Origin of the sequence: Nonlabens sp. Asnod3-H03, assembly GCF_045063665.1 — a bacterium.
In the GTDB taxonomy this organism is placed as follows: domain Bacteria; phylum Bacteroidota; class Bacteroidia; order Flavobacteriales; family Flavobacteriaceae; genus Nonlabens; species Nonlabens ulvanivorans.
Genome location: NZ_JBEFOD010000008.1, coordinates 1,569,622 through 1,585,084, shown reverse-complemented (window position 1 = coordinate 1,585,084; position 15,463 = coordinate 1,569,622). Strand labels below are relative to the sequence as shown.

General features: G+C 33.8%; 13 protein-coding genes. 10 read left to right on the top strand and 3 right to left on the bottom strand.

Going from position 1 to position 15,463, the window contains the following annotated elements; translation table 11 throughout:
• The first annotated feature begins 109 nt into the window (after positions 1–109).
• From ACJJVI_RS10290 to ACJJVI_RS10250, 9 genes are all read left to right on the top strand, one after another.
• On the top strand, positions 110–880 hold the full coding sequence (locus tag ACJJVI_RS10290) for a ParA family protein (RefSeq protein WP_036585133.1): 771 nt from the start codon (positions 110–112) through the stop codon (positions 878–880).
• A gap of 2 nt (positions 881–882) precedes the next feature.
• A complete protein-coding gene (locus ACJJVI_RS10285; RefSeq protein ID WP_405351783.1) occupies positions 883–1,782 on the top strand; it encodes a ParB/RepB/Spo0J family partition protein in 900 nt (299 codons plus the stop codon).
• Positions 1,775–2,362, top strand: coding sequence for a DUF5683 domain-containing protein (locus ACJJVI_RS10280; protein ID WP_348021192.1), 588 nt, complete (start codon positions 1,775–1,777; stop codon positions 2,360–2,362). The genes ACJJVI_RS10285 and ACJJVI_RS10280 overlap by 8 nt, the downstream gene beginning before the upstream one ends.
• A 1-nt stretch (position 2,363) precedes the next feature.
• Positions 2,364–3,068, top strand: a complete 705-nt coding sequence (dapB, locus tag ACJJVI_RS10275) for a 4-hydroxy-tetrahydrodipicolinate reductase (RefSeq protein ID WP_405351781.1) — start codon at positions 2,364–2,366, stop codon at positions 3,066–3,068.
• A gap of 33 nt (positions 3,069–3,101) precedes the next feature.
• Positions 3,102–4,682: a signal peptidase I gene (lepB, locus tag ACJJVI_RS10270; RefSeq protein WP_405351779.1), complete on the top strand. Its 1,581-nt coding sequence runs from the start codon at positions 3,102–3,104 to the stop codon at positions 4,680–4,682.
• Positions 4,683–4,685: 3 nt separating this feature from the next.
• On the top strand, positions 4,686–5,303 hold the full coding sequence (locus tag ACJJVI_RS10265; RefSeq protein ID WP_405351777.1) for a WbqC family protein: 618 nt from the start codon (positions 4,686–4,688) through the stop codon (positions 5,301–5,303).
• A 4-nt stretch (positions 5,304–5,307) separates the two neighbouring features.
• Positions 5,308–6,171 carry a DUF1853 family protein gene (locus tag ACJJVI_RS10260; protein ID WP_405351775.1) on the top strand — a complete coding sequence of 288 codons (864 nt, stop codon included), beginning with the start codon at positions 5,308–5,310 and terminating at the stop codon, positions 6,169–6,171.
• A 258-nt stretch (positions 6,172–6,429) separates the two neighbouring features.
• On the top strand, positions 6,430–6,921 hold the full coding sequence (locus ACJJVI_RS10255) for a DNA starvation/stationary phase protection protein (protein ID WP_317291517.1): 492 nt from the start codon (positions 6,430–6,432) through the stop codon (positions 6,919–6,921).
• Between the two features lie 73 nt (positions 6,922–6,994).
• Positions 6,995–7,864: a hypothetical protein gene (locus ACJJVI_RS10250; protein ID WP_405351773.1), complete on the top strand. Its 870-nt coding sequence runs from the start codon at positions 6,995–6,997 to the stop codon at positions 7,862–7,864.
• A gap of 1 nt (position 7,865) precedes the next feature.
• Here the strand turns inward: ACJJVI_RS10250 and ACJJVI_RS10245 are convergent, their stop codons facing one another.
• Both ACJJVI_RS10245 and ACJJVI_RS10240 read right to left on the bottom strand, forming a co-directional pair.
• On the bottom strand, positions 7,866–8,036 hold the full coding sequence (locus ACJJVI_RS10245) for a hypothetical protein (RefSeq protein WP_156779999.1): 171 nt from the start codon (positions 8,034–8,036) through the stop codon (positions 7,866–7,868).
• A gap of 65 nt (positions 8,037–8,101) precedes the next feature.
• Positions 8,102–11,818: a metallophosphoesterase gene (locus tag ACJJVI_RS10240; protein WP_405351771.1), complete on the bottom strand. Its 3,717-nt coding sequence runs from the start codon at positions 11,816–11,818 to the stop codon at positions 8,102–8,104.
• 43 nt (positions 11,819–11,861) lie between these two features.
• Between ACJJVI_RS10240 and ACJJVI_RS10235 the strand changes: the two genes are divergently transcribed.
• On the top strand, positions 11,862–13,079 hold the full coding sequence (locus ACJJVI_RS10235) for a Pycsar system effector family protein (RefSeq protein WP_036585118.1): 1,218 nt from the start codon (positions 11,862–11,864) through the stop codon (positions 13,077–13,079).
• Here ACJJVI_RS10235 and ACJJVI_RS10230 read toward each other — a convergent pair.
• Complete coding sequence (locus tag ACJJVI_RS10230) at positions 13,045–15,417, bottom strand: GAF domain-containing protein (RefSeq protein ID WP_405351769.1); 2,373 nt, start codon at positions 15,415–15,417, stop codon at positions 13,045–13,047. The two genes, ACJJVI_RS10235 and ACJJVI_RS10230, sit on opposite strands and share 35 nt — an antisense overlap.
• Positions 15,418–15,463 lie beyond the last annotated feature (46 nt).

Here is a 15,463-nt window from a genome sequence, read left to right as displayed (position 1 = left end):
TTCAATATGATGAAATACAACTCATGGATATCGTTAATAAAGTATATGGTAAAGCACTTTTTTTAAGTTGTAAATTTTTACCTTAGCAGCTTAAATTGATTCGTTTTAAATGGGTAAAATAATAGCAATTGCTAACCAAAAAGGTGGTGTAGGTAAAACAACTACAGCGGTAAATCTAGCGGCATCACTAGGTGTACTAGAGAAAAAAGTACTTCTTATTGATGCAGATCCGCAAGCAAACGCTACATCGGGTCTAGGTATTGATGTTGAAACTGTAGAGAATGGTACTTATCAATTGCTAGAACATACTGTTCCTGCTCTAGAATTAGTTATTAAGACCGATTCTCCTAACTTAGATATTATCCCTGCTCATATAGATTTAGTAGCCATTGAGATAGAGCTAGTTGATAAGGATCAACGTGAGTATATGATGCGCGAGGCTGTAGTGCCTCTGAAAGAAGTTTATGATTATATTATTATCGACTGTGCTCCATCATTGGGCCTTTTAACTCTTAATGCACTTACTGCTAGTGATTCTGTATTAATACCTATACAATGTGAGTACTTTGCACTTGAAGGTTTAGGTAAGTTATTGAATACGGTAAAGAGTATTCAAAAAATTCATAATGATCAATTAGATATTGAAGGTTTATTACTTACGATGTATGATAGTCGTTTAAGACTTTCTAATCAAGTTGTAGAAGAAGTTAATAAGCACTTTAAAGCCTTAACGTTTAAGACAATTATACAACGCAATGTGCGTTTAAGTGAAGCACCATCATATGGTGAAAGTATTATCAATTATGATGCTGCTAGTAAAGGTTCTGAAAATTACCTGAGTCTAGCTAATGAATTGATTCAAAAAAATGCCTCTAATTAATTATGGCCAAAGCAACTAAAAAACAAGCATTAGGTCGTGGTCTTTCTGCATTATTGAAAGATCCATCTAACGATATCACTAATGCAAACGATAAGAACGCAGACAAAATCGTAGGTAATGTAGTAGATCTCAATCTAGCAGATATTGAGATGAACCCTTTTCAACCACGTACTAGTTTTAATGAAGAAAACTTGCGTGAATTAGCCTCTTCTATAAAAGAACTAGGTGTTATACAGCCCATCACTGTGCGTAAAATGGGCTTTAATAAGTATGAATTAGTAAGTGGTGAGCGTCGCTGTCGTGCTTCTAAACTATTAGGACTAGATACGATTCCGGCTTATGTGCGTATTGCAAATGACCAGGAATCATTAGAAATGGCACTGGTTGAGAATATACAACGTCAGGATTTAGATCCAATAGAAATTGCTCTATCCTACCAGCGTTTAATAGAAGAAATAGATCTTACACAAGAGCAAATGAGTGATCGTGTAGGTAAAAGTCGTAGTGCTATTACTAACTATTTAAGGTTATTAAAACTGGACCCTATTATTCAAACAGGAATGCGTGACGGGTTTATTTCCATGGGTCATGGACGTGCCTTAATCGCGGTTGATAGTTTAGATAAACAACTAGATATCTATCAACAAATATTATCAAACGGTCTTTCTGTAAGAGACACAGAGGCAATTGTTAAAGCAGAAAAAGGTGGTGATACGCTTCCGCGAAAGCAAGCTAAAACAAATAAACTGCCATCTGAAATAGTTGATGCTACTAAAGAATTATCAGAAGCCATAGGTGCTAAGGTAAATGCTACAGTAGATGCAAAAGGGAAAGGGAAATTAACTATTTCCTTTAAATCTCAAAAAGAATTAGAACGTATTATCAAACAATTGAATGCGTAATTATTTATTTTACATATTCATTATTTTAGGAGCTTTAACGGCTGGTGCGCAAGATGATACATCTCTACCACCTGGTGAATTTAAGGTTATAGCAGCCGACTCAGTAAACACGGCAATAGATGCTAACAGACCTGCAAGAGCGGCATTTTATAGTGCCATTTTACCAGGATTAGGGCAAGCATATAATGGTCGTTACTGGAAGGTGCCACTTGTCTATGGAGCTCTAGGTACTAGTGTTGCTGTATATCTTTATAATGAAAATCAATATCAAGAATTAAGAGACGCTTTCAGAATAAGACTAGCCGGTGGGACCAATGATGCATTCTCTGATGCAGATGGAAATCCTATTATCTCTGATGCAGGATTAGAACGTGCACAACGCACAGCACAACGTAATAAAGAATTAACCCTATTGATAACGGCTGGTATTTATATATTACAAATAATAGACGCTAACGTAGATGGCCACTTAGATGATTTTAATGTTGATCGTAATTTAAGTCTTACTCCTACTATTATCAACATTGAACATGTACCATCAGGTGCAAATGTTGGTCTATCACTTATTTATAACTTTTGATATGAAAATAGCTTTACTGGGTTATGGAAAAATGGGGCAAACAATAGAACGTGTTGCCTTAGAACGTGGTCATGATGTTGTGACTCGTATAGGTAGAAATGATTCTATTGAGGACATTCAAAAAGCCGACGTGGTTATCGAATTTACAGCTCCAGATAGTGCTGTAAGTAATATTAAATTTTGTGCAGACATGGGTTTACCTGTGGTTTGTGGTACAACTGGATGGAATGAAGAATTACAAGAGGTCACAGATTATATTAATTCCAAAAATGGAACTTTAGTTCATGCCTCAAATTTTAGTCTAGGCGTTAATTTATTCTTTGAACTCAATCGCAAACTCGCTGCAATGATGGCGCCATATGAAGAATATAGAATTAGTATGGAGGAGATACATCATACAGAAAAAAAAGATGCTCCTAGTGGTACAGCTGTTACTCTTGCTCAAGGAATATCTGAATTTACTAGATTGAATAAGTGGCATTTAGGCATAGACAGTGAAAGTGATTCTTTACCTATTGATGCACAGCGTATTGAAGATGTTAAAGGAACTCATAGCATACATTACAGTAGTATAATAGATGACATTGAAATAAAGCACACGGCTCACAGTCGTGATGGTTTTGCCATAGGCGCCGTTATCGCTGCTGAATGGATTACAAAACATAAAGGAATATTTACTATGAAAGACGTTTTGAACTTATCATAGTAGCTATCATTAAAAATATTAAAGAGTAAACAGATGAGTTGGACAGGATGGTTAATTTTTTTCTTAGTACTTCAAGTAGTACATGCATTAGGTACTTGGAAAATGTACGTCGCCGCTGGTAGAAAAGCATGGGAAGCATTTGTGCCTGTGTACAATGCTGTGATCTTCATGAAGATATTAAATAGACCATGGTGGTATGTTTTCTTACTTTTCTTACCTGTTGTAAACTTAATCATGTTTATAGTCGTCTGGGTAGAAGCCTTACGTTCATTTGGTTATAACAAAGCAAAAGATACAGTCTTAGTTATTGTGACATTAGGACTTTATTTATATTTCATAAACTATACACAACCATTAAACTATATTGAAAATCGTAGTCTTCATCCACGCACAAGTGCTGGTGAATGGACTAGTTCTATATTATTTGCGGTAATTGCAGCGACAATAGTACATACCTATGTGATGCAACCTTTCATAATTCCATCGCCATCCTTAGAAAAAACCTTATTAACTGGTGATTTTTTATTTGTGAGTAAGATGCACTATGGACCTCGTATCCCTATGACACCAGTGGCTTTACCAATGGTACATGATACTATACCAGTCTTACATGTTAAAAGTTATCTAGAAACACCACAAATACCATACACTCGTATTCCTGGTTTTTCAAAAATAAAAAGAAATGACATTGTTGTTTTCAACTGGCCAGCAGATACCTTATACGGATTTCCTTCTATAGATAATTTACATCACGATAAGCCTATTGATAAAAAATCTAATTATGTTAAGCGATGTGTGGCTATCGCTGGTGATCTATTTTCAATAGTAGATGGTAAAGTCCATATCGATGGTCAACCTACTGTTTTACCAGAAAGAGCGAGATTACAGCACACCTATAAGTCAGTCACAACACCACAACCTATAGATCCTGCCATGCTCAAAAAAGAGTATGATATTACAGATGCAGTTGGACATTATTACGATACAGAAAATGATAATGCTCCTACTCTAGCAGTAAGTGCTGCAACTGTAGAAGCCGCAGCTGCTTTACAGGCTAATCCTAATATTCTAGACCTTAATAAAAGAATAGACAAGAAAGGAAGTTGGGATCCAGCAATATTCCCGTATGATTCTAAAATTGCTAATAACAATGATAATTTTGGCCCTGTACTAATCCCTCAAAAAGATGCTACTGTAGAAATCAACTATAACAACATCGGATATTACAAAAGAATTATTGAGGTGTATGAAGGTAGTGAGATGAATATCATAAACACTATTTCAGTTAATGGTAAATCGGTTTTACTCAATGGTAAGCCATTAAATGCATACACTTTTAAACAAAATTACTATTGGCTAATGGGTGATAACCGCCATAACAGTTACGATAGTCGTGGTTGGGGTTTTGTACCAGAAAATCACGTTGTTGGTAAACCTGTTTTTGTGTGGATGAGTATGGACTGGAGCGGTAGTTTCCCTTCATTGAGATTTGACCGTATGTTTACGACTGTAAATGGTTCAGGACAACCTACATCATATTTATGGATATTGATAGTTGGACTATTAGGATATTTTGGTTACAAGAAATTTATCAAAAAGAAAAGTAATAAGTAAGCTATGGAGCTGATACTACATCCTAGCTATTTTATAGATGTAGTGAGTTTAGTGCACCTGTATCATTGCAACCAGTTGATGCTGGAGACTCATGATAACTACGTAAAACAGACTTATCGTAATCGTTGCTATATCGCAGCTGCAAATGGTAAACTGGCTCTAAACATACCTATAGTTCATCAAAAATCAGGTCACTCTGTACCTTACAATAGTATTGAAATCAACCAGACAGATGATTGGGTTACACAACATTTAAAAAGTATAAAAAGTGCTTACAACAGTAGTCCTTTTTATGAATATTATGAGGCTGATTTACATGATTTATTTAGTGATATTCCAAAGCTATTAATAGACTGGAATATTAAAACACTGAAATGGTCGCTTCATCTACTACATATTACAAAATCAATTATATCATCAGAAGAATACCTGGATGATATAAGAGCTAGACAACTAATTACTGCAAAGCAAGATCCTATTCTATCAACTGATTCTTACATTCAAGTATTTCAAGAGAAACATGGATTTTTAAATGGATTAAGTGCTTTAGACCTATTATTTAATTTAGGTCCTAGTGCTGGCGTTTATTTGAAAGAACAGCAATATTTAATAAAAGAATAAATAAATGGCTCAAAACGATATTCAACGGTTTAGAGCCTTTTTAAAAACAGCAAGCCTATGGAATGGTAAGCTTGCAGGTGTACAACAGTTTCCTCTAAATAAATTAGACCTATCTCATTTAAAAGATGATGATATCCTTACAGGTTTTCCAGAGATTCCTGTAAATACGGTTTTAGGTAAACGAGCAGAATATTACTATGAGTATTGCATAAAGCAAAGTTTGAATTATCAATTAATTGATTCAAATATTCAAATCAATGTAGCAAAAATCACTAAAGGCGAATTAGATTACCTGATCAGAGAAGTCAACACCAATAAAATGTACCACGTAGAATTAGTTTATAAATTCTATTGTTATGATCCTGATGTTTCAGAAAAATCGAACTATTTAAATGAAGACCATGCAACCGAATTATCTAAATATGTGGGACCTAATAAGCGTGATAATTTCGTTTTCAAATTTGACCGATTAGTAGATCATCAATTACCTCTACTCTACAAGCCAGCTACTTATCAAGCATTATCTTCTTTAAATCTAGAAATTGATTCTATAGAACAACGTGTTTGCTATCTAGCCCATGTGTATATACCTCGGGATTTATGGAAACATAATTTTAAGTATATCAATAAACGATGTATTGCTGGTTATTATATGAATTATGACGCTTTCGCGAAAGCGAATACCAACAACCTATACTACTTACCTAAAAAGCATCTATGGATTGGTAACTGTCACGCCTTAAAAGATTCTTATAACTATGAAGAAATGTTACTAATCGTAAAGGATAGTCTGGCACGAGGCTTTGCTCCCATGGTCTGGATGCAATTAGAATCTGAAGAATTTGAGTCCTTTTTCATTATTGCATAATTCACAATAAATTCTACATATCATTAAATAATCTATGCTTATTTAAGATAACATAAACATGTTTTAACCTTTTATTCTCAATGCTCAGGTCATATCATTATTATCTTTATATCAAATAATAATAAACGCCATGCAAACTAAATTTAAAAGAAAAAGTCAAGATCGTCCTTTAGGAAATCTAGGCAAAGTGAATAAAAACAAAGACTTTGATATAAAGTCAGAAACATTAACTGAAAAGAACCAACAAAAGACTAAATAATGAATTACCTAAATCTAGACAAAGATAAAACTGAAAAAACAGTTCAAGAATTAAATGTATTACTATCAGACTATCATGTTTACTATCAAAAATTAAGAAATTTTCACTGGAATGTAGTGGGGAAAAACTTTTTTGATTTGCATATTAAGTTCGAGGAAATGTATGATGATGCAAAATTAAAAGTAGATGAGATAGCAGAACGGATTCTTACGTTGCGATACCAGCCTACTTCTAATTTATCTGACTACCTGAAGAAGTCTAATTTAAAAGAATCTAAATCAGAACATACAGATGTTGAAATGGTGAATACCTTGCTAGAAGACCACGGTACGTTAATACAACAAATGCGTAAAGTGGTAGAACGTGCAGATAAAGCTGGTGATGAAGGTACTATAGATTTAATAGGTGCATATATCAGAGAGTTAGAAAAAACAAGCTGGATGTTAGATGCGTGGAGAATGAATACAAGTGACAATCATCAATCCGTATAATTAATTTTATAAATTAACTAAACACCGTCTAAGTTATTTATTTACTTAGACGGTGTTTTCGTTTGACTATAATATGAAAGTATTTCAATTACTATTATTTACAATTCTATTTCAAAATGCTAGTTGCCAGGACTATGGTAAACTTACTTATTTAGAACATCTACCAGAAGACCTTGAAGAAATAAGTGGAATGGAGTCTATCGAGGGCTCTGATTTATTATATGCGGTTAATGATTCTGGAAATGAACCAGTACTTTACTTATATGATCAAGAATTAGGTTATTATGAGCTTACAGCTCCCATCTTAAAAAATAATGACTGGGAAGATTTAAGTAGTTATACTAATACCGTTACTGGCAAAACCTATTTGTATATAGCTGATTTAGGAAACAACAAAAATAAACGTAGAGACTTAGCTATTTATGAAATTGATATTACTGATCTAGAACCTAAAGACCAAGAACTAGTTAACATTCGCGAGATTTCTGTATTCTATTCCAATCAAAAAGACTTTCCTCCTAAAAAGAAAGAACGCTTCTATGACTGTGAGGCTTTTGTGCGCGTTGAGGATTATTTCTATTTATTCAGTAAGAATAGAAGTAGTGATTTTAATGGTAAAACTCAAGTATACCGATTGAAAGCTGACGGAACTTCAAATAATGCTCAATTTCTCGTAGAAATTGAAATTTGTAACGATTCAAAAGATTGTTTAATTACCAGCGCAGATGTGAATAGTCATGGAGAAATTGCTCTACTTACCAGTGACAAAGTATTTATACTCTCTAACTATGACGAAGATTTCACTAATTATGATATCGAAAGACATGATCTCAATCACTACTCTCAAAAAGAATCTATTATTTATAAAACTGACAACATTTTATGGATAAGTGATGAACAGACTAAAAAAACTGGTGGAAACCTTTATCAATTGAAACTATAAACTAGCGTTTCCTATTTTTCCAGAAAATATAAGCACCAGCAAGTTCTACCGCTATACCTAGTAAGATCATACCAGTTGCTCCTATAATCTCCATTAAATAGAGCACTATTCCTATAAACACTATTGCACTACCTAGTGCAATAAGCATGACACCACTTTTCTTATCATTCATTTGTTAAAAATACAAAAGGCTCGCAATAACTGCGAGCCTTTATTATAATAAAACAGGTATTAACTTTAGAAACTGAACCCAACTTGAAAACTAAATCTTAAACCATCATCACCATGAAAGAAATTAAAATTAGCTCCTATAGCCTCAGCTGAGTTTACCCAAAAACCACCACCAAAATCATTGTGCCATTGATCACTAAACTCTCCATCTACCCAAACACGACCTACGTCTGCACCGGCAAATAATCCCATCTGTAAAGGAATTAAACCAGTTTTAAATTCATTAAAGCTATATCTCAAATCACCACTTGCAGCAAATGATCGTTGACCAGAGAATCGTTGTGTACGATAACCTCTTAGTCCGTTATTCTGTCCCAACTCAGCTAATTGAAAAAATTGATAATTGTTACCTACATTAATCTGACCTTGAATAGTAGATTTTATAACCCATTTGCGATTTCTAGATATGGCGTTATAGAAACCTAATTTTGGTTTAAAGTATAATAGACTTTGATCTACATCTTCTGTAGCAATGGTACCACCTATGGTGGTTTCAAATATCATACCTCTAGTAGGATTAAGTTTGTTATCATAACTTTCGTAATTATAGGTTGCTTTTGTGTCCACGTACCATTTGCGTTCATAAAAATCAGAATTAGTTTCAGGATCGATTAAATCAGTAATAAAACGCTCATTACCTTCCTCTACCTCTATTCCTTGTAAATTTGATAATATTGTTAAATTAGAACCATATTCACCATTATACTTAATCCCTAGACCAACGGTAGCCTCACTGATACGAACTCTATTGTAGTCAAAATTAAAATCGTCTTGTAAATTTTCAGAATCATTTCCTATCCCAAAAAAGTTCTCAGTAAAAGTAGGTCCTGCAAATCGTCCATTTACAAGTAAGTTTACACCATTAAAAACACCAGCAAATTCACCTGTGTAATTAATGTCATAACCATTAGTAGCAAAATAATAACCTGCTGTTATTTTATGAACTCTTGTATGTGGATTGCGATTAAAACCATTTACCGTATAAACATTTTGAATTCCTAATTTAAAACCATCATCTGGATTAAAACCTATTGCTGGTGTTAGTGCATTACTAGTCAATATGTTTTTACGTGGATTGTATAAATTAGTATCATAATTATCAGATAGCCTTACACGAGCTCCATTTTTAGCTTTAAAAGTGTTATCCTTTGATTTATGATCATAAATCGATATTGCCTTTCCTTCTTCAAGATCATAAATATCATTATTCTGTCCACCAATTACTCGCACTTTAATTTTGTTTTTCCCAGTTCCCATCGCTTTAATGATGTCATCATCATCTAATGCATAAATCCAAATTTCATTAGTATCCTTACTATCAAAAACTCTTTGCGCAACGATATCTGCTTTTTCTCCATCTTTATTACGATAGATAGTAACCTCTGTTTTACCATCTTCTATACGATTGATTTCTATAATATCATCCTTATCGGTTCCCGTCATGATAGCTAGGCTTGCGAGATAATCATAGTAGTCATTAACGGTTTCTAATAAATTATCACGACGTTTCTTCATATTCTCTACAATTACTTGAGTAGATTCATGTGGATAGATTTCGGCTGGTAAATTTTTAAAAGCGTTTTCTATTTGTTCATCAGTTAAGTTTTCTTGTATATACCTGGCTTGTGATTCCCATACAAAACGATCACTGTTTTGAGCAAGTGCTCTATCTAAGTAATTTGCAGCAGTATTAAACCACTTTACATCTGTAAGTTGTTCATCATAAGTAGCAAATTGATTTGTAATACCGATCATAGTGCGTAATGTCGCAAAAAGAGCTCCATCAAAGTTTGAATAAACTTGATCACGATCTCTGGGAATAGCACGGAAAAGGTGTGTTCCATCTTCTAATTCAAACTCTGACCAGCGCCATTGATCCTGATGTCTATCCCAATCACCTATAAGCATGTCAAAGATTCTAGCCTTAATATAATGAGGCTCGTCAATCTTATATTTCTCGTCTCTGCGTAGACGCTCAAAAACATCTGCAGTACTCTCTATATCATCTGGCTTACCAAAACTTAATAGATCTTTGTGATTTTCTTCAGGTCGTTCTACTAATAAATATAATTCATCTCCATAGTCATTATTATATTTTCCTAAGGCTTGTTGTTTTGGCAAATAAAAGACTTCTGGATTAGTATGATATACACCTACTGCACTTGCTAAATCCGGTATTGTTAATGCTGCATAAGGATGCGCTGCGGTATAAAAGTCAAACAATAAGTCCTCTGTCGTAGTGTTTTCAAAACCTTCAACAACTTGATTCTCCTTAAAAACAGTCGTTTGTAAAAACTGTACAGCGCTTTTCTTAAGAGCTCTTATATTATATTCTTTACCGTCTTTATCCTTTAACCTTAGTGCTCTCGTCTGGTGTCCACCACCAGCTCTTACTACTTCTAATCCGCCATATAGAGTATCTAATAGTGCTACTTTGGCATTAACTTCAATACCGTATAAATCTCGATATTTATTACCCCATACAGATTCGTAAAAACCTGAGACATCGGTACGTTCTGTTTCATATATACTCGCTTTCGCGAAAGCGGGATAACTACTAGGTAATTGTTTTATATCAAATTCCTTAGGTTTCTCAATCGCTTGTACCGTATAAATTAATTCAACTTTACCATTACGCAAGGTGTAATATCTTACCCAACCACTACCATCTTTAAGAATATCAAATCTTGCAAAACCTTTACCACCGTATGCAAAAAGTCCATCATTGCTTAAGGTAGCATAACTTTGCTTAGATCCACTACCAGAAACAATCTGGCGTATTCCATCGTTCTCAATATATTGTAAGGTATGCTCGTGACCGCTGGCAAAGATTATACGTGCTGCTTGTGACGACCTAGCAAGAGTGGTTACCCGATTGACCATTTCTTGATAACGTTCATTTTGTTTGTCTTGAGAGCTTATCCCACCACTAGTGCGCACTTGATTTACTAGAGATGCAATAAGCGGTAGCGGTATGTTTCTTTGAGTTGGAAACAAGTGCTTTGTAGCAGCATATTGACCACCATGTACACCATTAGTGTATAATGGATGATGCATCGCTACAAGAATAACCTTATCCTGATTTTTTTTGAATTCTCCTTCTATCTCTAGAAATAATTGCTCTCTTGTCTTGATTTGATCGCAATCATCATTAATTGTAGGGTGCTTATCCCATTGGGCTAGATACCACTGACTATCTAAAATAATAAGTTGAACATCATCTGATATTTCTATACTTTCTAATGGACAACCTACTTTAGGTTCCCATATATTTTTATCCTTAAGAGCTTTTTCTATATAGTCCTTTTCCCTTTCTACATTCTTTAAGCCTTGATCATACCAGTCATGATTTCCAGGTATAAAAATAGTTTTACCATCAAAAGCTTGAGCAACCGCAATTTGTGCGTTCAAATGATTTTCTGCCAGTGATCTAAAAGAATCATCCTTATCTGGCATCCCTACAGGATAAATATTATCACCTAGAAAAATCAAATGCGCTTTCTTTGTATCTTGATTTTCAATATGTTGTTCTAGCGCAAGTAAACCTTCACTTTTACCATTAATTGGAGATTTACCTGCATCACCTATAAGATAAAATGATTTGGTAATCTGTGCATTATCAGGAAAAGCGTTCTGTGTTTCCTCCCTATATTGCTCCTTGTAAGAGGCACATCCTACTAAGATGAAAACGGCAATAAAAAAAAGAGTAGTATTTTTAATCATAAATTAAGAGGTTTTTATTCCATTTTGAGGTATCATTGAGATTATGACAGATAACATTTTTCTAAAAGTAGACGATTTTGTTCTTGAGTTGTTTAAAACACAACTTGATGAAACTTATGTGTATCATAACTACATGCATACCGCAAGAGTTGTTAAAAGTACTAAAGAGATAATTGAAAACACCGAAATCGATGTTAAAGAAGAACAAGCGTTAATAATTGCGGCATGGTTACATGATACAGGCTACATACATGGTGCAGATGGTCATGAAGAACGTAGCGCAACTATCGCTGAGGATTTTTTAAAAGATAATGGTGCAGATCAATCCTTAATTGAACTGGTTAAACAATTAATATTAGCCACAAAATTCAATGGCACACCTAAAACTACTTTAGAAGAAATCTTAAGAGATGCAGATGCCTCACATTTTGCAAAAGATTATTATGATGAAACTAGCGAACTTCTCAAAAAGGAACTTGAACTGCGCGGTATAGCTACCTATACCAATAAAGAATGGCGTAAGGAAAACATAAGAGTATTTACAGAAAAGCACCGTTATTATTCTGACTATGCTATCAAGAACTGGAATAAGGATAAGAATGAAAACCTTATGAAGTTGTTGAAGAAAAAGAAAAAGAATAAACAAAAACTAAAAAAGGAAAAATTAAAGGTAGACCTAAAGAATCAAAGTCCTGAACGTGCGATTCAAACACTTTTTAGAACAGCATTACGTAATCATATCAAACTTAGCGATATAGCTGATACTAAAGCAAACATACTTCTATCTGTAAACGCGATTATTATCTCACTAGCACTAGCTAATTTGATACCTAAATTAGAACAGGTAAGTAATAGACACTTGCTATGGCCTACTCTTATTTTAGTTTTGTTTTCAGTAGCAAGTATTGTACTCTCTATAATGTCTACCAGACCTAATATAACATCTGGCGAGTTTACAGACGATGAAGTCCGAGAACGTAAGGTAAATTTACTTTTTTTTGGTAATTTTCATAAAATGCCATTGAATAAGTACAAGGACTCAGTAATGGATTTACTTGAAGAAAAAGAGGAAGTTTATGAATCTCTTATCAAGGATTTATACTACCTAGGTGTTGTACTTGCAAGAAAATACAAATTATTAAGGCTTACTTATACCATCTTTATGATAGGAATTATAGGATCAGTACTTGCGTTTGTTATTGCCTTTGCCCTACTCGATCTAGACTCTATTGTTGATGTAATTCCTGCAACAAATCCTTAAAGGTAAGACGTTTTTTATCTTCAGATTTTTTGTTGTAAAGCACGCCTACTCGTATCGCTTTAAGACCTATAACACCTTGTACGTCTTCTAGTTCTAGTAGTTCGATTTTATCGTTGAGATATTTTTGATCTTGAAGAAATGAAATGTATCTTAAGTACTCCAGTTCGCTCTCATGATTTGTATAGATGATTGAAATTTTACCTTTTTGGGTAATTCTTTCTTGAGTTCCTTTGATATTTGCTTTATCAATTCTCTTTTTAATCACCTCATACCTTGCGTTATAAGCTCCGTCGACATCAAAACGTTTCTCATCAATACGGTATCGAATACTTAACGTATTACCAAAGACTAAAACCATAGACGCTGCCTCTATTTGAACAGGAAGACTCTCTTGATACTGATAAAATTTATTTTCCATCTGTATCATGGTCTGTAACTGCCATAATCTAAGGTTATATAAATAGACCGGATTATAAGATTGACCTCTTACAATACTTGACCCTACATATATGTTGTGCTCTACACCGTCAGTTTTATAGCGTTCAAAGAAATGAGGATAAATTTCCTGAGCTTCCTTTTGCTTACGGTCTAAGAAACGAGCTAGTCTTTCATTAACAACCTGAACTGTTGTGTCGTAATTATCTCTATTAGTGAAGACAACGCCAGAGTCATGATTTAAAGTATTTTCATAATCTGTAACAAGCTGTTTTAATTTCTTAGATAAATCCTTAATATGAACCATAAAAGGATTTACTTCACTTTCAAGAATACTAATTATCTCACGTTCAGTATTTGCATTAATACTATTCAACTCAAGTTCGACTTGGAATTTGTGGATCCTATGAATAATTTGATCATAAATAGGTAATGGTTCATTCGCTTTCGCGAAAGCGAAAATCTCACTGACCAATTCGAGTTGTGATATTAAGTCGGTTTTAATCGCTTCATTACGTGCATCACTACTACCTACCACGTCAATTTGCCCATATAAGGGACTGACATCTTCAAATACTAAATCATTAAAATTGTCATCAGAAGACTCTGCTCGCGATCTAATCAACCTACGAGCTTCTTGTTCAAATTTCCACTGCACACTAGGATGAATAGATGTACATTCTGTTTGTATAAGCGCTTTAATAGTCGTCTCATATTCTTGCTCTGAACGGATTAAAGCCATTTTAAGATAGTCTGAAATACCTTCTAATTTCTGTGCATTAAACGTGTTTAACAAATATGGTGTATAGCTGGCTAGTTCTAATATACCTAGCAATCTACCTTCGTGAGATATAGGATAAAATATAGCACTATTAAAACCAGCCTCAATTAAATTATCAGGTAGAAAAGTGTTTTCAATGTTATCGCGATAATTTTTAACGTCCGTTATTACTAGCGGTGTAAAATCTCTTAAAAGATGAGCATATGAATCTGCACAAAGAGCATTATTACAATTTTTTTCGTGACTAGAGCCTAGTAAAAAACTGCTTGAATCACTATAAACCATATTTTCAAAAAGCATGTCTACATTATTATAAATAGTAAACCCAACATGCAAATCCTCCATATTGAACATTTGCTTGAATATCTTTTCTACTTTTTCTGTCTCATGATTTGACTTTTCACCTAAATTACCAAGTAAAACTGTTTTTAAATCTGAAATAGCGTTATCCATAGTTACATCAGTAAGACTGATGATACCGAACCCTTTAAATGTGTAACTATTCTTAGGGAACTTAGATTTCCATAATTTTTTGTTTTCAGGATTGCGCAATAACTCTTTAATATCAACATCTGTCAGTCTGTACTTTTCATCCTTAAGGGCTACTTCAACAAAATCTGCATTGTAAGTGATGCGATAAGTTTTTAAATTACCATTTCCATCAGGTATTTGACAATGTAAAGGTTTACTTAAATCGATTTGAGCATTGTATACATCCTTAAGTATAACGCCGCTTGCCATAGAGAAATAGTCAAAGTCTGTGTTAGAAAGAAGTGAAAATTTCTCATCTTTAATATGAGATAATAAATTTTCAAAGCGTTCTGATTTATTGAATAAGAAATCAGAAAATGGTACCGTTGCTGCTTTTATTTCGTTAAGTGTTAAAGCTCTTGGAAAAAGATCTGATAATAAAGTATTTATGACTTCTTTCTCTTGCTCAATCTCTTCAACCTGTAATCCTTCTTCTAATCGTGGATGGTTGCTTACATAATCTAACGTAGCAGTAAGAAATGCAATTGCAATAGGATTGGTCTCGGTCTTGAGACGTTCCCTATAATGATCTATTACCTTATGAAAACTTAAGGTAACTTCCATCATAAAATCTTCAGGTAACATATTCATAGGTACAAAGGTAAAACTATTGCGTCTAGGATAACTATAGGTCCTA